The following is a 21,402-nucleotide window of genomic DNA, read 5'->3' as shown; positions in this document are numbered from 1 at the left end:
AGGTAAATATAGGCCATGGAAAAAGACATGACCAAAGATGCCGTTAAAACCACGAGCTGGCTCGATCTGGCCAATCCCACGCGGTTCCTTGCCTTTGCAGGCAAGGTCTTGCCGTGGCTGGCCGGGCTTTCGGTACTGTTTCTGGCGGTTGGCCTCTATATGGTCTTCTTCCAGTCGCCGGAGGACTATCAGCAGGGGATGACGGTCCGCATCATGTATATCCATGTGCCTTTCGCATGGCTTTCCATGATGTGCTACTCGATCATGGCGGTGTCGGCGCTGGGCACGCTGGTCTGGCGGCATCCGCTGGCCGATGTCTCGATCCGCGCAGCCGCTCCGCTCGGCGCCGTCTTCACCGCGCTTGCGCTTGCCACCGGTTCGCTCTGGGGCAAGCCGATGTGGGGTACATGGTGGGTGTGGGATGCGCGGCTGACCTCGGTCTTCGTGCTGTTCCTGATGTATCTCGGCATTATCGCGCTGTCGCGCGCCATGGATGATCCGGCGAAAAGCGCCAGGCCGGTGGCCGTGCTCACGCTGGTCGGCTTCATTAATATTCCGATCATCAAATTCTCGGTCGACTGGTGGAACACGCTGCACCAGCCGGCTTCGGTGTTCCGCATGGACGGCCCCACCATCGATGCATCCATGCTGCGTCCGCTTTTCGTGATGGCCATCGGCTTTTCGCTTCTGTTCTTCACGCTGCACATGATGGCCATGCGCAATGAAATCTGGCGCCGCCGCGTGGCGTCGATGAAAAAGCTTGCCGCACGGAATGCCGACCGCAAGACCAAGACACAGGAGGGTGTAATATGAACCATCTCGGCTTTGTTCTGGCCTCCTATGGCATCACGGCAGCAGCGCTTGTCATCATCATCGGCTGGATATTGATCGATCAGCGCATCCAGAAAAACGAATTGAAACGGCTGGAAGTGCAGGGCGTGCGCCGCCGTTCTGCAAAAGCCCCCGGTAAAGCACAATGACCGAAACGACCGAGAAACCCGTCGCGCCGAAAAAGCGCTCCACATGGGTTGCCCTTTTGCCGCTGGCAATTTTCGTCGGACTGGCGGCGGTATTTGCCGTCCAGCTTCTGTCGGGCAAGGACAATACGACGATCCCTTCCGCGCTGATCGGCAAACAGGCGCCGCAGACGAACCTGCCGCCTGTCGAAGGTCTGCTGCGCGATGGCGTGCCTGTTCCCGGCCTCAACAGCGAAGATTTTAAGGGCAAGCTCACACTGGTGAATGTCTGGGGATCGTGGTGCGTTCCCTGTCGTCAGGAGCATCCGCTCTTGATGGAAATCGCCAAGGATGAGCGCGTCCGCGTGGTTGGCCTCAATTACAAGGACCAGCCGGAAAATGCGCGCCGTTTCCTCGGCGATCTCGGTAATCCCTTTGCTGCCGTCGGCGCCGACCGCGTCGGGCGTTCAGCCATCGAATGGGGCGTCTACGGCGTGCCGGAAACCTTCCTCGTCGATCAGGACGGCAAGATTGTCTACAAGCATGTGGGGCCGTTTACGCCGGAGTCGGTGAAGAACGATCTGATGCCGGCGGTGGAGAAGGTCCTTCAGTAATAGTCGTTGTGCTTAGTCCTGAATCGATGATTTGAGATCCTGCTGCAGCTTCTCCAGCATGGGAGCAGGCATGTTCAATCCCGCGAAATCGCAATATTCATCCAGAAGTTCTGGAGATTTCTGTCTGAACTTGGAGGTGTCGACTTCGCCCTCATCAGTCACGGCTCCAACCTTGTAAAGAAGGTCAGCAGTCGCTTTGACCGAGATACGGCCTAACTTAAAAGCAATGACTTCTTGCTGATCTCGGGCCATGATCGCAACCGTATCCAGTTTAAACTCTGAAGGCATGTCAAGCGTGAGGTCCATGACGCTAATCTTGTTGCTTTCCAGCGCCTCATAATACTGCTTGCCGAGCTCATAAGCCTTTTGTGTAAAACTGGACGACAAAAGGTAGGACGAGGCAGATGGATTTATTGCAGTTCCCATGTTCTGGATGAGAATTGCACATTGAAAATTTTTCAAAGATTTTGCAGGGAGTGCTAGATAATCTTGCTTGGTTAATTCCTGGCTCTGTGCCGGTGCAATTGACAACAGCGACGTTGATATAGATGCAAAAAGCATTGTTCTAAAATTCATGATTTCCAGTCTCCCAAAAAAATAAAAAGGGCTCCGAAGAGCCCTTAATAAAATACTTCGTAATGGAATCAATCCGGCAATTTCCGGACCGCACCCTTGGCAGCACTGGTTGCCATTGAGGCATAGGCCTTCAGCGCCGTGGAAATCTTGCGCTTGCGTTCCTCTGCTGGCTTCCAGCCGGTTGCATCCTGCTCGGCGCGGCGTTCTGCCAGCGTTGCATCATCAACAGCGAGGTGGATCTTGCGGTTCGGAATGTCGATATCGATGATATCGCCTTCGCGCACCAGGCCGATGGTGCCGCCTTCAGCCGCTTCCGGCGAGACATGGCCGATGGAGAGGCCCGAAGAGCCGCCCGAGAAACGTCCGTCGGTGATGAGCGCGCAGGCTTTGCCGAGGCCCTTCGACTTCAGATAGCTGGTCGGGTAGAGCATTTCCTGCATGCCGGGGCCGCCGCGCGGGCCTTCATAGCGGATCAGCACAATGTCGCCCGGCTTGATCTTGCCGTTCAAAATGCCGAGCACAGCCGAATCCTGGCTCTCGAAGATGCGGGCAGGGCCGGAGAATTTCAGGATGGAATCGTCCACGCCTGCCGTTTTCACGATGCAGCCGTCTTCGGCCAGATTGCCGTAAAGTACCGCCAGACCACCGTCCTGACTGAAGGCATGTTCCTTGGAACGGATGACGCCCTTTTCACGGTCAGAATCGACGCTGTCAAAGCGGCGCTCCTGAGAGAAGGCAACCTGCGTCGGCACGCCGCCGGGAGCAGCCCTATAGAACTTGTGCACCATCTCGCTATTGGAGCGCGTGACGTCCCAATGATCGAGCGCCTTACCCATGGATTCACTATGGACGGTCGGCAGATCGGTGTTGATGAGGCCCGCCTTTTCGAGCTGGCCCAGAATACCCATGATGCCGCCAGCGCGATGCACGTCTTCCATATGAACGGAGGCGACGGCAGGCGCGACCTTGCAGAGGACCGGCACGCGACGCGACAGGCGGTCGATATCGGCCATGGTGAAGTCAATCTCGGCTTCCTGTGCAGCGGCAAGCAGATGCAGAACCGTATTGGTCGAACCGCCCATGGCAATGTCGAGCGTCATGGCGTTTTCAAAAGCCGGGAAGCTTGCAATCGAGCGCGGCAGCACGCTTTCGTCGTTCTGCTCGTAATAACGCCGCGCGAGATCGACGACCAGATGACCGGCTTCCACGAAGAGGCGCTTGCGGTCGGCATGGGTTGCGAGCGTCGAGCCATTGCCCGGCAGCGACAGACCCAGCGCTTCGGTGAGGCAGTTCATCGAATTGGCGGTGAACATGCCCGAGCAGGAGCCGCAAGTCGGGCAGGCGGAGCGCTCGATTGCCTTGACCTGATCGTCAGTGTAGTGGTCGTCGGCAGCGGCAACCATCGCATCCACGAGGTCGAGCTTCTTGACGGAATCGTCCCAGACCACCTTGCCCGCTTCCATCGGTCCGCCGGAAACGAACACGACCGGGATATTGAGGCGCAGCGCGGCCATCAGCATGCCGGGGGTGATCTTGTCGCAGTTGGAAATGCACACCATCGCGTCGGCGCAATGCGCATTGACCATATATTCGACCGAGTCGGCGATGAGTTCACGCGACGGCAGCGAATAGAGCATGCCGTCATGGCCCATGGCGATGCCGTCATCGACCGCAATGGTGTTGAATTCTTTTGCCACGCCGCCAGCGCTTTCGATTTCGCGTGCGACGAGCTGGCCGAGGTCTTTCAGATGCACATGGCCCGGCACGAACTGGGTGAACGAGTTCACCACGGCAATAATCGGCTTGCCGAAATCCTCATCCTTCATGCCGGTGGCGCGCCATAGGCCGCGCGCGCCGGCCATGTTGCGACCGTGGGTGGTTGTACGCGAACGATAAGGAGGCATTTTCAAACCTTTTAGGAACTATTCTAATTGTAACCGCTATGACAGAACCGCCCCCGCTGGGCAAAGCGCAAATTGCCCCATATCGCCCATTTTGCCCGGAGTACGGGGAGAGCAGCGAGACCGTTTGCAGACTTGCGGACAACGGAAAGGGTTCCGGCGTGCGACAGCTTTCGCAGGCACAGACAGGGCAATCTAGCACGTTCTTGTTATAAGGCAAAAGATTTTGCGCTGAAAACGTAAGGAAATTGCTTGGCTTTAAGTGGACGCCGTGGCCATGGCGGTATCGAGCAGGGCATTTGCCGTTTTCATCCGCTGTTCTGCGGCAGGGCGAAACTCTTCCGGCAGGCGGTCGGGATGGTTGCTGGCGGCAAAGCTGCGGCGTCGTTGCTGCAATTCTGCGCGTTTCAGGTCAGGGCGCAGGTCCAGCTCCCGGCGGATCGCATCCGGTGACTGTTTCTGCATGCGCGTTTCTATTGCCTGCCTTTCCTGTTCAGGCGCTGGTCCAGTCTCCGGCAGGTCTTCGACGTCGAACAGGCTATCCAGATTGTCCGGCTGGCGGGGCGGCATCGGGGCGTTGTCCAAGTCAGCGGAAAAGACGGCCGACGCAAACCCGAATTGCGGACGGCGGCCGTGGTCCGCCTGATCTGCATCGGCCTCGACTTCCTTCAGCACGGTTGCAAAATCGGGAGATGTCTGCCGCATCCTGCCTCGTCAGACCATATGCGAAGCGAGGGCGGAAGCCAGCGTGCGTGTCAGCACCGATGGCGGGATCGGCTTCTGGAAAACCGGCACTTCCGGATAGCGGTCCGCCAGACGGGCAGGCAATCCGCCCCCGGTATGGATGACCACGAAGATGTCGCGGCTCTTTAACCGGTCCAGCACCGCTTCCACATCGCCATCGGCAAGGTTTACATCGAGAATGGCTGCGTCGACTTCATTGCGGTTGATGATATCGATCGCCTGCCGGACGGTACCCACCGGACCCAGCACGGTGCCGTTGGCATCCTCGACAGTCGCGGCGACGTCAAGTGCGACGAAAATCTCGTCTTCCACCACCAATACCCGCCGCTGTCCAAGATCGTTCATCACCTGTCTCGCTGCCTCCTTTTTGAGGTAAGCCCTTCACGCAAGAAATGCGCGAGCGCAAGCAGAGGTTCCCTTTGCCGACATGATAATTCGTTAATGGTGAATCAAACCTTTACCGGTCGGGAGCGATGAAGCGAGCGCGTGTCAGAACGCCGTAAAGGTCAGCGTCGTCAGCGAGCGAACGATATTGGGAATGTCGAGGACATTCTGGGCGATGAACTTGCCGATGTCCTGATCTTCGGCGATGTAGATCTTGGCCAGAAGGTCGAACTCGCCGCTGGTGGAATAAAGCTCGGAGACGATTTCACGCTGAAAGAGCGTATCGGCGACTTCGTAGGTCTTGCCGGGCGTGCACTGCAGTTGCAGGAAAACGGGCTTCATGTCTCTTCCTTTCGCGACGGGACTGCGTGGCGCATATGATAGCGCATATCACGGCAATGTTTGCAGGTTACAAACACGGACAGCCCGATGAAATCAAGAGCGAAAGCGGCGGATTGCGACATGCAGCCGGATGGTCATGTCTGCAGTCCTGCCCAGCACGCATAGCTGGTCAACCAGGAAGTTTTAATTTACGCAATTGTAATTTTCTTTAGAGGGCGCGATAAGTCTTCTCCCAAAAATTGCAAGTTTCGCGTCCGATTTATATGAAATTCGTGCTGCCCGCCGTTCTGCTTCTGTTTTCGATGGCTCTCGCGATCACGTGGATTTCCGATCGTGAACGCCGGATACTTGTTTGGTGCAGCCTGGGTTTTATGTTCATCGGTATCGCCATGTTGTCGCAATTGGCCTTTGTGCCGGGCGATGTCGGCCTGAACACGCTTGTTTCGGCGACCCTTTATGTGGCCGGTACTCTGGCGGGCGGCCGCGGTATCCTGCTGCGCTCGGATATGGATATTTCCTGGTTGTTTGTTGCTATCAGCTTCGCTCTGATCATCGGGGGTATCGGGTATTTCTTTTACATCGACCGGAATCTTGTTGCGCGTGTCTATATTCTGAATTTTGGCATGGCTGCTATGATTCTGGTCTTCGCCTGGCGATTGCGCAGACTGGCAAAAGGCGCCCTGATAGATCGTCTCCTGCTTGTCACGCTCGTTCTCGTGGCATTGCATTTCATTCCGCGCACGCTACTGACGATACAATCCCTGGTGGACGACGAGAATGTTGCCAATTTCGCGGTTACGGCCTTCTGGCAATGGACAGTGTTTTCCACCACCATCGCAGCGGTCGTTCTAGGCTTCGTATTGCTGGCTGCCGCCGGTTATGACCGTATCGGTGTGCTGTCACACGAACGTGACAGCGATCCCCTGACCGGACTTCTCAACCGGCGCGGACTGGAAATACGTTACAATGCGCTTTCGCAGGCGAAAAAGGGCGTATCCGGCTGGGTCGCTGTTTGCGATATCGATTACTTCAAAGCGGTGAACGATGCTTACGGTCACGCGGCGGGCGATGCCGTCCTGAAGGAGTTTGCCGGAATCCTGCGCAGGCTCATCGGCGAACGGCCGCTGATTGCCCGTACCGGTGGTGAGGAATTCGTGATCTGTCTCGACGAGATGCACGCTGATAATGTCCTCCAGCTTATGGAAGGGGTGAGGCAGAATATCGAGAGACATCGTTTCCAGCGCCTATCCAAGGAAACCAGTGTCACCTGCAGCATTGGCTGTGTCCGTCTGCCGGAGCGGGGGGATCTCTGGCAAACAGTCGATAGGGCCGACAAAGTCCTCTATGCCGCCAAGAAAGGAGGGCGCAATCGGACCTATGTGGAAGAGTGAGCCCAAATAGCCGTATGCGAAGATAAATTTGGGGGATGGCGGTTTTTACGGTTGGCCTTCGATAAGTTTCCGGTGATGATCCGTACATTGCCGCAAATCATGGCTACTATCACCACCGATAATGTGAGTGCCGAGGAGTTCCCGAAAGTCCGATGAAATTCATGCCCGTTCTGTTGTCCGCATCCGCTGTTGCCAGTCTATTCCTTTTCGATGCGGCGTTTTCCCCGTCTTTTGCGATGAACGCCTCTGAAAAGGCCCAGCTTGAGAAGCTCGATCCGGCAACCCGCCTTGAGCAGCGTTGCGATGTGGAAGCCATGGAGCGCATCACGCGGGAACAGAAGTTTTCGGTCGACAAGGTTCTGGCCTATGCCTTTTCTGACCCGGTAACCAGGAAGAATTCCATCAGGGCCGATGGTGCGGCCTTCCGCAGTCGCGAGCATTGGTACAAGCTGTCCTTCGTCTGCAAGACGGACGAAGACCATATTAATATCGTTTCGTTCCGCTACGATATCGGTGACGAAGTGCCCCACAACCAATGGGACAAGCATTACCTCGTCCCGTAACGGGGATCTCCTATTCTTCCGGATCGTCCGAACGGCACGCCGACAGCAGCGTCACTTCCTTGGCCGTGTGATCGGCTTCGAGATGGCTCAGCACGGCCTGTCCGTCCTTATCGCTCCAGCGGTAGCTGTCCTGCTCATCAATGGCGACATACTTTTTGAGATTGTCGTGCCATTGCAGCGCAATCATCTTGCCCTCGGCATCGAGCACGGCAAATTCGGGAGCGCTGCCGTTGCGGATATAGGTGACAGGCACGACGACCCCGCGCTCGCATATGTAATCGACCCGCTCAATGGGGTTCAGATTCTGGGCTTGCGCTGATGCAGAAGGTGCGAACAGCATTGCCGGGCCTGTCGCAATCACGAAAAGAGCGCCGATATAGCGCCTGCAATATGCCATGGTCGGAAAATCCTCTGGTCAGTCAATCGATACAGGGAAAGTAACTCTTCGGCGGCATAGTTCAAGAGAGCGCTTGGTGCGCTCGATATGGCTGCAACTCGACTGCAAAAAATAATCGACCGTAACTGATTTCCTGCAACCGAAACAGGTTTCGCCCGTTGTTAGTCTGCCGGTCGCGAGACTGGCCGAGGCCCGGATGAATACTTGCCCCCGCAACCCCAGTCCGGGCCTCGCCTGCATGGGCTGCCGGTTCCTTTACGGCTTCAATGGGAAACGCTTTGAACTTTGCGTCCGAAGGCAGTTTTGCAGGTCGAATGGAAAAAATATTTCCCGATGCCGCGTAGGAAAAGAGCAGATTTTTCGAAGTCGTTTCAAATAACGACCGGCTTGTGGCATCCTGTCTTCAAAGAGCTCTGATACTGTCTTGACCAATGAACCATGGAGGCGGTCATGAAGATATCGAGATTTTCGCTCACATTGGCGGCATTGGTCGCTGCGGCTTCGCTGGCCGGGACAGTTCGGCCAGGCTTTGCAGATCAGACGCTTCTGAACGTATCCTACGATCCGACGCGTGAACTCTACAAGGATTACAACGCCGCTTTTGCCGCCCACTGGAAGGCGGAAACCGGCGAAACTGTCACCATTCGCGCATCCCATGGCGGGTCGGGCAAGCAGGCGCGGTCGGTGATCGACGGAATCAAGGCCGACGTGGTCACGCTTGCGCTGGAAAGCGATATCGATGCTATCGCTGAGCTTTCAGGCAAGATCGACAAGGACTGGCGCAAGCGCTTGCCCAACAATTCGGCGCCCTATACGTCAACCATCGTCTTTCTCGTGCGCAAGGGTAACCCAAAGGGCATCAAGGATTGGGGCGATCTGGTGAAGGACGGCGTCGAGGTCATCACGCCGAACCCGAAGACTTCCGGCGGCGCACGCTGGAACTATCTCGCCGCTTGGGCTTGGGCCTACAAGCAATACGGTGGCGACGAGCAGAAGATCAAGGATTACATCGGCGAACTGTTCCGCCATGTGCCTGTGCTCGACACCGGCGCGCGTGGCGCGACGACCACTTTCGTGCAGCGCCAGCTCGGCGATGTGCTGTTGGCCTGGGAGAACGAAGCCTATCTCTCGGTCGCGGAATTTGGCGAGGATGCATTCGACATCGTCGTTCCGCCGCAGTCCATTCTGGCCGAACCGCCGGTCGCGGTGGTGGACAAGAACGCTGAGGAAAACGGCACCACCAAACTGGCAACTGCCTATCTCGAATATCTGTATTCGCCGGAAGGGCAAGCGCTTGCCGCCAAGCATTTCTACCGTCCGTCGAAGCCTGACGTCATTCCAGCCGACAAGCAGCGCAAGTTCCCTGACTTGACGCTGGTGACGATCGATGATCCGATTTTCGGCGGATGGGCCAAGGCTCAGCCCTATCATTTCGGCGACGGAGGAACCTTCGACCAGATCTACAAGCCGGGAAAATAGTCCGGAAATCGAGGACAAGCAGCAAACAGTAAGTACTGAAGAGGGAACAAACCAACGCATGTCTTCGCTCCCTGCACGGGCCAGGGCGGGGTCGCACTTTCGAAAGCCGAGCGTCATTCCCGGTTTCGGGCTGACGTTCGGCTTCAGTGTTGCCTATCTGACCCTTCTCATTCTCATTCCGCTTGCGGCATTGGTGCTGCGTTCCAGCGAAGTCGGGATTTCCGGCTTCTGGCGACTCATTACTGATGAGCGCACCTTGAAGGCGCTTGAAACGAGCTTCGGCACCGCCTTCATCGCGGCGCTGGTCAATGTGGTCTTTGGCGTCATCCTCGCCTGGGTGCTCGTGCGTTATCGGTTTCCAGGGCGCCGATTTGTCGATGCCATCGTCGATATTCCGTTTGCTTTGCCGACGGCAGTGGCGGGTATTGCACTTGCCGCGATCTATGCGCCGAATGGCTGGATCGGCAGCCTGCTGACCCCGCTCGGCATTCGCATCGCCTTTTCGCGGGCGGGCATCGTCATCGCGCTGATCTTCATCGGCCTGCCCTTTGTGGTGCGCACGGTCCAGCCGATCATGGAGGAAATCAGCCGTGAGGTCGAAGAGGCTGCGGCAACCCTTGGCGCATCCCGGTTCCAGACCATCTGGCGGGTGTTGTTGCCGAGCCTGCAACCTGCCATCCTGACTGGCTTCGCGCTCGCCTTCGCGCGCGGCGTCGGCGAATATGGCTCGGTCATCTTCATCGCGGGCAACACGCCCTATGTCTCGGAAATCGCGCCGCTTCTGATCGTCATCAAGCTGGAGGAATATGATTATGCCGGGGCGACCGCGCTTGCCACGGTGATGCTGGCGCTTTCCTTCGCGATGCTGCTTTTCATCAATCTCATCCAGTCGTGGACACGGAGGAAATACGGTCATGGCGAATGAACCTGTCTCTTCCGCTGCCCGCAAAAGCCGAAGCGCTGTCACCGAAAGTCTGCCGACGCGCATCACGTTGATCGCTCTGGCGCTGGCTTTTCTGGCTCTCTTCCTCATCCTGCCGGTCATTGCGGTCTTCGTTGAAGCCTTCCGCAAGGGAGCAGGTGAATATCTGGCAGCACTGGTCGAGCCGGATGCCTGGGCCGCGATAAAGCTAACGCTCATGGTCGCTGCCATCGCCGTGCCGCTCAATCTGGCCTTCGGCATTGCAGCTGCTTGGGCCATCGCCAAGTTCGAGTTCAAGGGCAAGGCGCTGCTGACGACGCTGATCGATCTGCCTTTTTCCGTGTCGCCGGTCATTTCAGGCCTTGTTTTCGTGCTGCTTTTTTCCAGTCACAGCCTGCTTGGCCCGTGGCTGTCGCGGCATGGGATCGAGATATTGTTCGCAGTCCCCGGCATCGTGCTGGCAACGGTATTCGTGACGTTTCCCTTCGTTGCGCGCGAACTGATCCCGCTGATGCAGGAACAAGGAACCGGCGACGAGGAGGCAGCCATTTCGCTGGGCGCCAATGGCTGGCAGACTTTCCGTTACGTGACGCTGCCCAATATCAAATGGGGGCTGCTTTACGGTGTGCTGCTCTGCAATGCGCGTGCAATGGGCGAGTTCGGCGCTGTTTCCGTTGTGTCCGGACATATTCGCGGTCTCACCAATACGATGCCGCTGCATGTGGAAATTCTCTACAACGAATATAACTTCGTCGGTGCATTCGCGGTGGCGTCGCTCCTGGCTTTTCTGGCCTTGTTGACGCTTGCCATCAAGACAGCGCTGGAACTGCGCTATGGCGATGAACTGGCCGGCAGCGGAAACGGACATTAAAATTAAACCGATAGCCGTCCGCAAGGCGGTAGAAATGAACATGGCCGCGCAGCGGCAGGGGAAAGGATTGGGAATGGAAGTTCGTGTTGCCGGTGTGCGTAAGGAGTTCGCTCGCTTCCCGGCGTTGCATAATGTCTCGCTGGATATTCGTTCCGGCGAGCTGATCGCCCTGCTTGGACCTTCCGGTTCGGGCAAGACCACGCTTTTGCGTCTGATTGCCGGGCTGGAAACACCGACCGAAGGCACGATCTTCTTCGGTGAAGAGGATGCGTCGCAGAAGAGCGTTCAGGAGCGCAATGTCGGCTTCGTCTTCCAGCATTATGCGCTGTTCCGTCATATGACGGTGGCCGACAATATCGGCTTCGGCCTCAAGGTGCGCCCGAGCGCGACGCGCCCGTCGAGCGAAGCCATTCGCAATCGCGCGCTGGAGTTGCTCGATCTCGTTCAGCTGCAGGGACTGGAGAAGCGCTATCCGGCGCAGCTTTCCGGCGGCCAGCGCCAGCGCGTGGCGCTTGCCCGCGCCATGGCGATCGAACCAAAAGTCCTGCTTCTCGACGAACCTTTCGGCGCGCTCGATGCGCTGGTGCGCAAGGAATTGCGCCGCTGGCTGCGCGAAATCCACGACAAGACCGGCCATACCACCGTTTTCGTGACGCATGATCAGGATGAGGCGCTGGAACTGGCCGACCGCGTGGTGGTGATGAGCCAGGGCCGTATCGAGCAGATCGGCACGCCGGACGAGGTCTATGACAATCCGAATTCCCCCGGCGTCTATGGCTTCATCGGCGAGTCCAGCACGCTTCCGGTGCGGGTTGAAAAGGGCGAAATCTGGTTGGTGGATCGCAATATCGGCCTGACGGCGCAAGATGTGGCGGATGGTGATGCGCAGCTTTTCTTCCGTCCGCATGATGTCGAATTGCTGGATGGCTGCGGCGGCTGCATCGCAGGCACGGTGGTTGCCAGCCGCCGTTCGGGCGGCAAGCGGCGTGTCGAACTGGAAGTGGGTGGCGCGCGCGAGCGGGTCGAGATCGAAATTCCTGCGGAACATCCAGCCGCAGAAAAGAGCCGCATCGCTTTCCGACCGCGTTACTGGAAGCTTTTTCCGGCCAATGAAACCGGTTCATGATCGTCACTTTCTGGTGAACTGAAACGCAAGGCCCGGCAGACATGCGGTGATTCCCGAATGTCTGCCGGGCTTTTCTCTATTGAGGGTCGCAGCCTTGCCGCGCTGAAATTTTCCAGCACGTTACCTGCGGTAGTATTATTTTTATTTTCAATATGTTAGGGTTGCAGGAAACGGGGTGTTCCATAACGCAACATTAATGGGCGGAAAGAATTGTGCGTTGCGATTCAAACGGTTTGAATATCAGCACATTGCGCCGTCGCATTTTGGCCAAATGCGGTCGACATTCAGGGAACCGAACACGGATACTGCCGTTTCCTTGAAATGAAAATTCAGAATAATGTCAGTATCCACCCGCCGCAGATAACTCATTTCCTTCGGAAAGGCTGTTAAGGCAGATGCCGGAATTGTCTTCTTCGCTCTCCAATTCAACCTCTACCGAGAATAAATCGCCGATGCAGAAACCTTCGATGGAGCCCAAATCCAGCGAGCCCGATGCATCGGGCCGGATTCCGCCTGAACAGCCATCTCCCATCCGGGCCTTGTACAAAACCGAGGAAGAGCTTGGCGCGCTTGCCGCTGCCGTGGCGCGCGGCGAAGACATTCCGCTGCCGGGCTATATCGCCTTCCCGTTCGATCAGCGTCTTTCTGAAAACGGCAAGCTGATCCTGCATGCCTATCGCGCTTCCGACGCCGCATCGCGGGCGGGTGAAACCATCACGCCAGCTGCACAATGGCTGCTCGACAATCACTACCAGATCGACAAGAACGTGCAGCAGGCCCGTCGCGACCTGCCGCGCCGCTTCATTCGCCAGCTGCCGCTCTACAAGGCCCCGGCTGAAAATTACGAGGGCATGCCGCGCATTTTCGCGCTGGCCTGGCTCTATGTCGCCCATACGGACAGCAATTTCTCGCTGAAGACGTTGACGGCTATCGTCAAGGGTTTCCAGACCGTCGAACCGCTGAAGATCGGTGAATTGTGGGCGCTGCCGTCTGCGGTGCGCTATTTCCTGATCGAAAATGCGCGCCGTCTGGCGCTGCGGGTCGATCGCGCGCGCATCATGCGCAATCTGGCCAATACGGCTGCCGACCGCATCGTGGTCGCTGCCGACGGGGCCGAACTGGATTCGGTTCTGGCGCAGTATGCCGATGCCGCCCGCGACAGCACTTTCGCGACCCATCTTCTTTATCGCCTGCGCTCCTCTTCGACCGACACCACGGCTGCTGCCGGCTGGCTGGAACGGATTCTGGAGCAGGAGGGCAGCAATCCCGAAGACGCCATCGTCGAGGAACATGCCCGCCAGTCCACTGGCGGCGTCACGATGGGCAACGTCATCCGCTCGCTCAAATCCATTGATGATGTGGACTGGGAAACCTGGTTTGAAACCGTCAACGAGGTTGATGCGATCCTGCGCGACCACAGCGATTTCGAACTTCTGGATTTCCGCTCCCGCAATGCCTATCGCGTGACCATCGAAAAGCTCGCCCGCTATTCGGACATGAGCGAAATCGATATCACATGGGCAGCGCTCAAGCTGGCCGAGGATGGGCACCGTGCGGAAAAGGCCGGTCATCCGGAAGCGGAAGGTAAGGGCGCAATCGCCTATTATCTTTCGGGCGAAGGCCGCAAGGAATTGGAAAAAGTCTGCGGTTACAAAGCGCCGTTTGGTGTCAAGGCGCTGCGTTTCTATCGCGGTCTTGGTCTCTGGGGCCTGTTCGTGCCCACGGCGATCTTCACGATCCTCATTCTGTTGCTCGTCAATTACTGCATGATCCGTGCCGGTCTTTCGACCGATCTGCGCACGCTGTTCACGCTTCTGGCAATCTTCCCGGCAATGGATGCGTCCTATTCGCTGTTCAATGCGCTGGTGCCATGGTTCGTCCAGCCGACACGGCTCATCGGTTTCGAATATAAGGAAGGCTTGCCGGAGGAGGCGCGCACGCTGGTCGCGGTGCCGACCTTCATCACCTCGCGTGATTCCATCGACGAGCAGATTCGCAATCTCGAAGTGCATTATCTCACCAATCCGCGTGGCGAAATCTACTTCGCTCTGGTCAGCGACTGGACCGATGCGAAGCACGAGATCACGCCTGCGGATATGGAAATCTACGAATATGCGCGTGAGGAAATCGCCAAGCTCAACGAGCACTATACCGGCGACGACCAGCCGCGTTTCTTCCTTCTGCATCGCCGCCGCCTGTTCAACGAGAAGCAGAATTGCTGGATGGGCTGGGAGCGCAAGCGCGGCAAGCTGCATGAGCTGAACCTGCTCTTACGCGGTGATCAGGATACAAGCTTCTTCCCCGCCGACGAACGTCTGCCGAAGGCAATCAAATATGTCATGACGCTGGACGCCGACACGCGTCTGACACCGGAATCCGTCACGCATCTGGCCGGCAAGCTCAGCCATCCGCTGAACCGTCCCGTCATCGACGAAAAGACCGGCAAGGTCATCCGTGGCTATGGCATTCTTCAGCCGCGCGTCACGCCATCGCTCACCACCGGCGACGAAGCATCGTTCCTGCAGCGTGTCTTCTCGGTCAATCGCGGTATCGACCCTTATGTCTTCGCCGTCTCCGACACCTATCAGGACCTGCTTGGCGAAGGCACGTTCACCGGCAAGGGGCTTTACGACATCGATGCTTTCGAGGCGGCGCTGAAAGGCCGCGTGCCGGAAAACACGCTGCTCAGCCACGATCTTCTCGAAGGCGGCTATGCCCGCGCGGCTCTGGTCAGCGACGTCGAAGTGGTCGAGGATTATCCGACCGGCTACAATGTCGATGTATCGCGTCACCATCGCTGGGCGCGTGGCGACTGGCAGCTGCTGCCCTGGCTGTTTTCGACGAGCCGTGGCGTCAGCCACATCACGCGCTGGAAGATGGTCGATAATCTGCGCCGCTCGCTCAATCCGATCCTGTGGCTGATCGCAGCCGTCGTCGGCTGGAGCGTGCTGCCAATCGGGCCTGCTGCCGTCTGGCAGGGCTTCCTCATTCTCTCCATGTTCGTCGCGCCGACATTCGGCATTGTCACCAATCTTATTCCATCAAACATGGACTATTCGCTGAAAGGCCATGCGCAGTCGGTGCTGACCGACATCGCGCTCGGCACGGCTGATGTGGCGCTGCGCACCACCTTCATCGCGCATTCGGCGTTCCTGATGGCGGATGCCATTGCGCGCACCGTCTATCGCCTGTTCGTTTCGCATCGCAATCTTCTGGAATGGCGCACGGCAGCGCAGGCGAGAACCTCGCCCGATACGCTGCTTTACTATTTCCAGCTCATGTGGCCCGCCATAGCGATTGCGGGTCTGGCGATATTCTTCCCGCTTGCCGCCCAAAGTCATGCGGCAATGATCGCAGCGCCGTTTGCCGTCATCTGGTTTGCCTCGCCGCTGATTGCTTGGCTGGTCAGCCGCTCGGCGAAGCCGCAGGACACGCTGGAGGTGCTTTCTTCCGACAAGTCGGACCTGCGCCGCTATGCACGCCGGACCTGGCGTTACTTCGCCGAGTTCGCAAATGACGAAAATCATCATTTGCCGCCGGATAACTTCCAGGAAGATCCGGCACCGATTGTCGCGCAGCGCACGTCGCCGACCAATATCGGTGTCTATCTCCTGTCCGTCGTCGCCGCGCGCGATTTCGGCTGGATCGGCTTCGGTGAAACGCTGGATCGCGTTCAGGCCACTGTCGATACGCTTGAGAAGATGGAGAAGTATCAGGGCCATCTCTATAACTGGTACGAGACCAATACGCTGACGCCGATGCGCCCGCTTTATGTCTCGGCAGTGGATAGCGGCAATCTTGCCGGTCATCTGGTCACACTGTCGTCGGCATTGGAAGAATGGGCGGAAGCACCGTCTGTCTATATGCAGGGCGACCTTGACGGCATTCTCGATGTCAATGATATCCTTGAAGAAACCATCGCCGGAATCCCGGATGATCGCCGGATTCTGCGTCCGCTGCGCCGCCGTCTGGAAGAGCGGATTGCCAATTTCCGCCGGGCGGTGCTGTCTATCAAGGATGAGCCGGAAACGGCATCCTTCCGCACCATCAACCTGTCGCTGTTCGCAACCGACATCGTTCGCCTGATGGACGAACTCGATGGCGAAATCGAAACACCGGCAAGCGCTGAAGCCGTGGAATGGGCGCGCATTCTGGTCGATACCTGCAAGGCGCATACCGATGATTCCATCGGCGAGCACGATACGGACGCGTTGCGTGAGCGCTTGCGCGACCTTGCGACCCGTTCGCGCCAGCTCGCATTCGACATGCAGTTCGGCTTCCTTGAACGGAAAGAACGCCGCCTTCTCTCCATCGGTTTCCGCGTGCAGGAAAACGAACTGGATGAAAGCTGCTACGATCTTCTGGCGTCCGAAGCGCGTCTGGCGAGCCTGTTTGCGATTGCCAAGGGCGACGTGCCGGTCGAACATTGGTTCAAGCTTGGCCGTCTTCTGGTGCCGGTGGGCTGGAAGGGCGCTCTGCTCTCCTGGTCCGGCTCGATGTTCGAATATCTGATGCCGCCGCTGGTCATGTCTGAGCCGCTCGGTTCGCTTCTCGACCAGACCAACAAGCTCGTGGTGCAGCGCCAGATCGACTACGCGACCTCGCGCGGCCTGCCATGGGGTATTTCGGAAGCGGCGTTCAATGCGCGTGACGCACATATGAACTACCAGTATTCCAACTTCGGTGTGCCCAATCTGGGCCTCCAGCGCGGCCTGTCGCGCAATGCGGTTATTGCACCCTATGCGAGCCTGCTTGCCGCGCAGTATCAGCCTGCTGCCGCTGTCGCAAACCTGAAGCGCCTCGCCAAGCTTGGCGCGCTCGGACGCTATGGCTTCCACGATTCGGTGGACTTCACGCCGTCGCGTGTTCGCGAAGGCGAGCTTTGCGCTGTGGTGAAGAACTACTACGCCCACCACCACGGCATGGCGATCATCGCGGTCAACAACGTGATCTTTGAAGGCCGGATGCGCGAGCGTTTCCACTCCGATCCGGTGATCGAGGCTGCCGAACTGCTGCTGCAGGAAAAGGCACCGCGTGAAATCCCGATGATCTACGCCAAGACGGAAAATCCGATGCGCGTGGATTCCGGCGGCTTCGACGATGCGCCGATGCGGATTGTCGACAAGCCGTTCAAGGCACCGCGTACCACGCATATGATGTCGAACGGACAATATGCGCTGATGGTGACGGCAAACGGTTCGGGCTACAGCCGTTGGCACAATTGGGACATTACCCGCTTCCACGCCGATGCGTCGGAAGATTTGCAGGGCACGTTCCTGTTCCTGCGCGACATGGAAAGCGGATATTGGTGGTCGGCGACCGGCGAACCGGTCCGCAATCCGGAAGAGGAAACCAAGACGGTCTTCACCGAGGACAAGGCGGAATTCTACAAGACCGCCGGTGACATCAAGACCGTCATGGAAGTGATCGTGTCGTCGGAATCGGACGGCGAAGGCCGCAGGCTCGACATCATCAACACGTCTGCCCGCGATCGTATGATCGAGGTCACCTCCTATGCGGAACTGGTGTTGAACGATAGCGACAGCGATGCCGCCCATCCGGCCTTTGCCAAGATGTTCGTGGAAACCGAAATCTCCGATAACGGTTCCACCATCTATGCCAAGCGCCGCAAGCGGGCGCCGTCCGATCCGGATATCCACGTTGCGCATTTCGTGACCGATCTTTCCGGCTCGATCCGCGAAACGGAAGTCGAAACCGACCGCCGTGCCTTTGTCGGGCGTGGTCGCAGCTTGCGCGATGCGGCTGCCTTCGATCAGGGTGCCAAGTTCACCGGCAGCCAGGGCTGTGTGCTCGACCCGATTGCTTCGGTGCGCACACGCGTCCGCGTACCGGCGCACAAGAAGGTGAGCCTCGTGTTCTGGACTTTCGCAGGCGGCAGCCGCGATGCGGTGGAACATGCCGTGGCGCTGCATCGCCATCCGGAAACCTTCGCCCGCGAATATTCCCTGTCGTGGACCAGTTCGCAGGTACAGCTCTACCATATCGGCATCAAGCCTGCCGAGGCTGCCGATTATCAGAAGGTGGCTGCCTATCTGCTCTATCCGGAGCGGACATTGCGTCAGCCGCCGGAAACCATCGCCAGCGGCCTCGGCAAGCAGTCGGACCTGTGGCCGATGTCGATTTCCGGCGACTATCCGATCTTCGCGCTGCGCATCGACAACGAAGCTGATCTCGACGTGTTGCGCGGCGTGCTGCGCGCGCAGGAATACTGGCGCAGCAAGGGTCTTACGGTCGATGTCGTGGCGGTCAACGAACGTGCCTTCTCCTATGCGCAGGACACACAGCGGGCCATCGACTGGATCGTGGAAGGTTTCCGTGCTCGTGGCGGCGGTCAGCCGCACATCTTCGCGGTGCGCCGCGACCAGATGAGCGATGAAAGCTACAATACGCTGCTTGCTTCGGCGCGCATCGTCATGCATGCGCAGAACGGCTCGCTGGCCGAACAGCTCCGCCGCAGCGAAGAAATCACCGTCGATCTGGCTGCGCGCGACGCCAAGACCGCCATTGGCAGTCAGGCTTCGGCTCAGATGTCTGCTCAGGGACTCGGCGCTGCAGGTCTTGCACCTGTCGCCATCGAGCGTGGAACGGAAGAACGCCGTCCTGTGGTCAAGCCTGCGGTGAACCGTCCTGCTCCGTCCGGCGACGATCTCCGCTTCTGGAACGGCTATGGCGGCTTTGCCGAGGATGGCTCTTATGTGGTGCGCATCAACAATCGCACCAACACGCCGCATCCGTGGATCAATGTGATCGCCAATCCGAATTTCGGGTTCCATGTCTCGGCGGAAGGTTCGGCCTTCACCTGGGCAGGCAACAGCCGCGATTATCAGCTCACCCCATGGGCGAACGATCCGGTAACGAACCGTCCGGGCGAGGCGATCTATATCCTTGACCGCGAAACGGGCCGCACCTTTGCACCGACGGCAAGTGTGCTGCGCGATGAGGCGGTGACCTATGAAGCACGTCATGGACATGGCTATTCGAGCTTCGGGGCACAGCATGGTGAACTGGCGCTTGATCTGACCCACATTGTGGATGCGGACAAGCCAGTGCGTCTGTCGCGCCTGACCGTCACCAATAATGGACGTTCCAAGCGCAAGCTGCGCGTCTATGGTTATGTCGAATGGGTGCTGGGCAATGCCCGCTCCAAGAATGTGCCTTTCATCGTGCCATCGCAGGACGAGGAACTGGGCGCGCTCTTTGCAGGCAATCCGTATCATCCGGACAAGTCCGGGCAGGTCGCCTTCTTTGCTGCAACCGAACAGCCGCAATCCGTCACTGCCGACCGCAGCGAGTTCATCGGCACCACCGGTTCGGTGGATAAGCCGGAGGTTGTGCTGGCTGGCAAGGCGCTTTCGGATACAGTTGAAGCAGGCCGTGATCCATGCGCCGCGCTTGCCCTCGATATCGAAGTGGGGCCGGGTGAAGCACGCGAGATCGTCTTCCTGCTTGGCAATGCTGCCGATCAGAAACAGGCAAAGGCTTTGATCGCCGAGACCCGCAAGGCTTCGTTCGGCGACAAGCTTGCCGCCGCCAAGCAACAGTGGGAAGGCCTGTTCGACCGCGTTCAGGTGAAAACGCCAGACCCGGCTTTCGACCTTCTGGTCAATGGCTGGCTGCCTTATCAGGCTATTGCCTGCCGCATCTGGGCGCGCGCTGCCTTCTATCAGGCAAGTGGTGCCTTCGGCTTCCGCGACCAGTTGCAGGACACGCTTTCGCTGCTTCTGATCGATCCGACGCTTGCCCGTGCGCAGTTACTCAATGCTGCATCGCGGCAGTTCCCGGAAGGCGATGTTCAGCATTGGTGGCTGCCAGCAACGGGTGCGGGCGTACGCACACTGATCTCGGACGATGTGGTCTGGCTTGGCTATGGTGCCTCACTTTATGTCGAGACGACGGGCGACCGCTCGATTCTCGATGAAAAGCTGTCGTTCCTCGAAGGGCGCAAGCTGGAGGACGGCGAACATGATGCCTTCTATCAGCCGGAAATCTCCGAGAAGACGGCAAGCCTTTATGAGCATTGCGCCCTGGCGCTCGACCTTGCGGTGGAACGTACCGGCAAGCACGGCCTGCCGCTGATCCTTGGCGGCGACTGGAACGACGGCATGAATCTCGTCGGCGTGAAGGGAGAGGGCGAGAGCGTGTGGCTCGGCTGGTTCCTCGCCTATACGCTCGGCAAGTTCATCCCGATTGCCGAAGCACGCAAGGACAAGAAGCGCGTCGATATCTGGAAAGCGCATCTGGAAAGCCTGACGAAGGCCCTCGACCGCGATGGTTGGGATGGCCAGTGGTATCGCCGTGGTTTCTACGACAGTGGCGCGCCGCTTGGCTCGAAGGACAGCGACGAATGCCAGATCGATGCCATCGCGCAATCGTGGAGCGTGCTGTCCGGCGTTGCCGATCCGAAGCGCGCCGAACAGGCGATGGCCTCGCTCGAAAAATACCTGCTGGATGACGAAGGCGAATTGCTGCGTCTGTTCACGCCGCCTTTCGACGTCACCATTCAGGAGCCGGGCTATATCAAGGGCTATCCGCCGGGCGTTCGTGAGAATGGTGGCCAATACACGCACGGCGCGACCTGGGCTATTCTGGCGCTCGCCCGTATGGGAAAGACGGCGGAAGCATGGAAGCTGTTCTCGCTCATCAGCCCGGTCAGCCATGGCCGTAATCCGGACACTTACCGTGTCGAGCCCTATGTGATTGCAGCCGACATCTATTCCGTCGAGCCGCGTCGCGGGCAGGGCGGCTGGACCTGGTATACTGGCTCCGCAGGCTGGTTCTACCGCGTTGCGACCGAGGGTATTCTCGGCGTCACAAAACGTGGCGACCGGCTGCATCTCGATCCGGCCCTGCCGCCGGAATGGGACGGCTATGAAGCAGAGCTCCGCTTCGGCGAAGCGCTCTATCGCGTCAAGGTCGTTGCCGGTGCCAAAGACAGGACGGTAAAGCTCAATGGTCGGAAGGTGAGCAAGCCGGATGAAGGCGTGCCGATCAAGCCGGACGGCGAACATGAAATCGTCGTAGAGCTTCCCAAACAGAAGTGAACCGATTAGAAAGGCGGGTGAAAACCCGCCTTTCTTTTTGCTGCCAAGCATTTGGTTTGGTTGAAGCATATGAT

Annotated in this window: 16 protein-coding genes; 10 read left to right on the top strand and 6 right to left on the bottom strand. The window is 58.3% G+C overall.

Going from position 1 to position 21,402, the window contains the following annotated elements:
* Positions 1-27 precede the first annotated feature (27 nt).
* Genes JNC70_RS02845 through JNC70_RS02835 form a run of 3 tightly spaced genes read left to right on the top strand, consistent with a single transcriptional unit; the run spans position 28 to position 1,570 of the window.
* The gene (locus JNC70_RS02845; protein ID WP_208623491.1) at positions 28-813 is read left to right on the top strand and encodes a heme ABC transporter permease; all 786 of its coding nucleotides are present in this window, start codon (positions 28-30) and stop codon (positions 811-813) included.
* Positions 810-980: a heme exporter protein CcmD gene (gene ccmD / locus JNC70_RS02840; RefSeq protein ID WP_104757152.1), complete on the top strand. Its 171-nt coding sequence runs from the start codon at positions 810-812 to the stop codon at positions 978-980. Before JNC70_RS02845 ends, ccmD begins: the two co-directional genes overlap by 4 nt.
* Positions 977-1,570, top strand: a complete 594-nt coding sequence (locus JNC70_RS02835; RefSeq protein WP_374788541.1) for a DsbE family thiol:disulfide interchange protein — start codon at positions 977-979, stop codon at positions 1,568-1,570. Before ccmD ends, JNC70_RS02835 begins: the two co-directional genes overlap by 4 nt.
* A gap of 12 nt (positions 1,571-1,582) precedes the next feature.
* Here the strand turns inward: JNC70_RS02835 and JNC70_RS02830 are convergent, their stop codons facing one another.
* The 5 genes from JNC70_RS02830 to JNC70_RS02810 form a co-directional block, all read right to left on the bottom strand.
* The gene (locus JNC70_RS02830) at positions 1,583-2,146 is read right to left on the bottom strand and encodes a hypothetical protein (RefSeq protein ID WP_104757150.1); all 564 of its coding nucleotides are present in this window, start codon (positions 2,144-2,146) and stop codon (positions 1,583-1,585) included.
* A gap of 68 nt (positions 2,147-2,214) precedes the next feature.
* Positions 2,215-4,050 (bottom strand): dihydroxy-acid dehydratase, encoded by a 1,836-nt coding sequence (gene ilvD / locus JNC70_RS02825; RefSeq protein ID WP_104757149.1) that lies wholly within the window; start codon positions 4,048-4,050, stop codon positions 2,215-2,217.
* Between the two features lie 255 nt (positions 4,051-4,305).
* A complete protein-coding gene (locus tag JNC70_RS02820) occupies positions 4,306-4,752 on the bottom strand; it encodes a hypothetical protein (RefSeq protein ID WP_104757148.1) in 447 nt (148 codons plus the stop codon).
* Between the two features lie 9 nt (positions 4,753-4,761).
* Positions 4,762-5,136 carry a response regulator gene (locus JNC70_RS02815; protein ID WP_104757147.1) on the bottom strand — a complete coding sequence of 125 codons (375 nt, stop codon included), beginning with the start codon at positions 5,134-5,136 and terminating at the stop codon, positions 4,762-4,764.
* Positions 5,137-5,280: 144 nt separating this feature from the next.
* Positions 5,281-5,517, bottom strand: a complete 237-nt coding sequence (locus JNC70_RS02810; protein WP_104757146.1) for an Lrp/AsnC ligand binding domain-containing protein — start codon at positions 5,515-5,517, stop codon at positions 5,281-5,283.
* 263 nt (positions 5,518-5,780) lie between these two features.
* Here JNC70_RS02810 and JNC70_RS02805 point away from each other — a divergent pair, with 263 nt between their 5' ends.
* Both JNC70_RS02805 and JNC70_RS02800 read left to right on the top strand, forming a co-directional pair.
* Positions 5,781-6,908 (top strand): GGDEF domain-containing protein, encoded by a 1,128-nt coding sequence (locus JNC70_RS02805; RefSeq protein WP_104757145.1) that lies wholly within the window; start codon positions 5,781-5,783, stop codon positions 6,906-6,908.
* A 152-nt stretch (positions 6,909-7,060) separates the two neighbouring features.
* A complete protein-coding gene (locus tag JNC70_RS02800; RefSeq protein WP_104757144.1) occupies positions 7,061-7,471 on the top strand; it encodes a DUF930 domain-containing protein in 411 nt (136 codons plus the stop codon).
* A 10-nt stretch (positions 7,472-7,481) separates the two neighbouring features.
* Here JNC70_RS02800 and JNC70_RS02795 read toward each other — a convergent pair whose 3' ends face one another.
* Positions 7,482-7,868, bottom strand: coding sequence for a hypothetical protein (locus JNC70_RS02795; protein WP_104757143.1), 387 nt, complete (start codon positions 7,866-7,868; stop codon positions 7,482-7,484).
* Positions 7,869-8,318: 450 nt separating this feature from the next.
* Between JNC70_RS02795 and JNC70_RS02790 the strand changes: the two genes are divergently transcribed.
* The 5 genes from JNC70_RS02790 to JNC70_RS02770 all read left to right on the top strand — a co-directional run bounded on the left by JNC70_RS02790 (position 8,319) and on the right by JNC70_RS02770 (position 21,328).
* Positions 8,319-9,347, top strand: a complete 1,029-nt coding sequence (locus tag JNC70_RS02790; protein ID WP_104757142.1) for a sulfate ABC transporter substrate-binding protein — start codon at positions 8,319-8,321, stop codon at positions 9,345-9,347.
* A 58-nt stretch (positions 9,348-9,405) separates the two neighbouring features.
* Positions 9,406-10,272 carry a sulfate ABC transporter permease subunit CysT gene (gene cysT, locus JNC70_RS02785; RefSeq protein WP_104757141.1) on the top strand — a complete coding sequence of 289 codons (867 nt, stop codon included), beginning with the start codon at positions 9,406-9,408 and terminating at the stop codon, positions 10,270-10,272.
* Positions 10,262-11,140, top strand: a complete 879-nt coding sequence (gene cysW, locus JNC70_RS02780) for a sulfate ABC transporter permease subunit CysW (RefSeq protein WP_104757140.1) — start codon at positions 10,262-10,264, stop codon at positions 11,138-11,140. The genes cysT and cysW overlap by 11 nt, the downstream gene beginning before the upstream one ends.
* Before the next feature lie 73 nt (positions 11,141-11,213).
* Entirely contained in the window at positions 11,214-12,266 is a 1,053-nt protein-coding gene (locus JNC70_RS02775; RefSeq protein ID WP_104757196.1) for a sulfate/molybdate ABC transporter ATP-binding protein, read from the top strand.
* Positions 12,267-12,661: 395 nt separating this feature from the next.
* Complete coding sequence (locus tag JNC70_RS02770; protein ID WP_104757139.1) at positions 12,662-21,328, top strand: glycoside hydrolase family 94 protein; 8,667 nt, start codon at positions 12,662-12,664, stop codon at positions 21,326-21,328.
* The last annotated feature ends 74 nt before the right edge of the window (positions 21,329-21,402 follow it).

It is taken from the genome of Brucella oryzae (genome assembly GCF_041929965.1).
In the GTDB taxonomy this organism is placed as follows: Bacteria; Pseudomonadota; Alphaproteobacteria; order Rhizobiales; family Rhizobiaceae; genus Brucella; species Brucella oryzae.
This window is presented reverse-complemented; position numbering and strand designations above follow the sequence as displayed.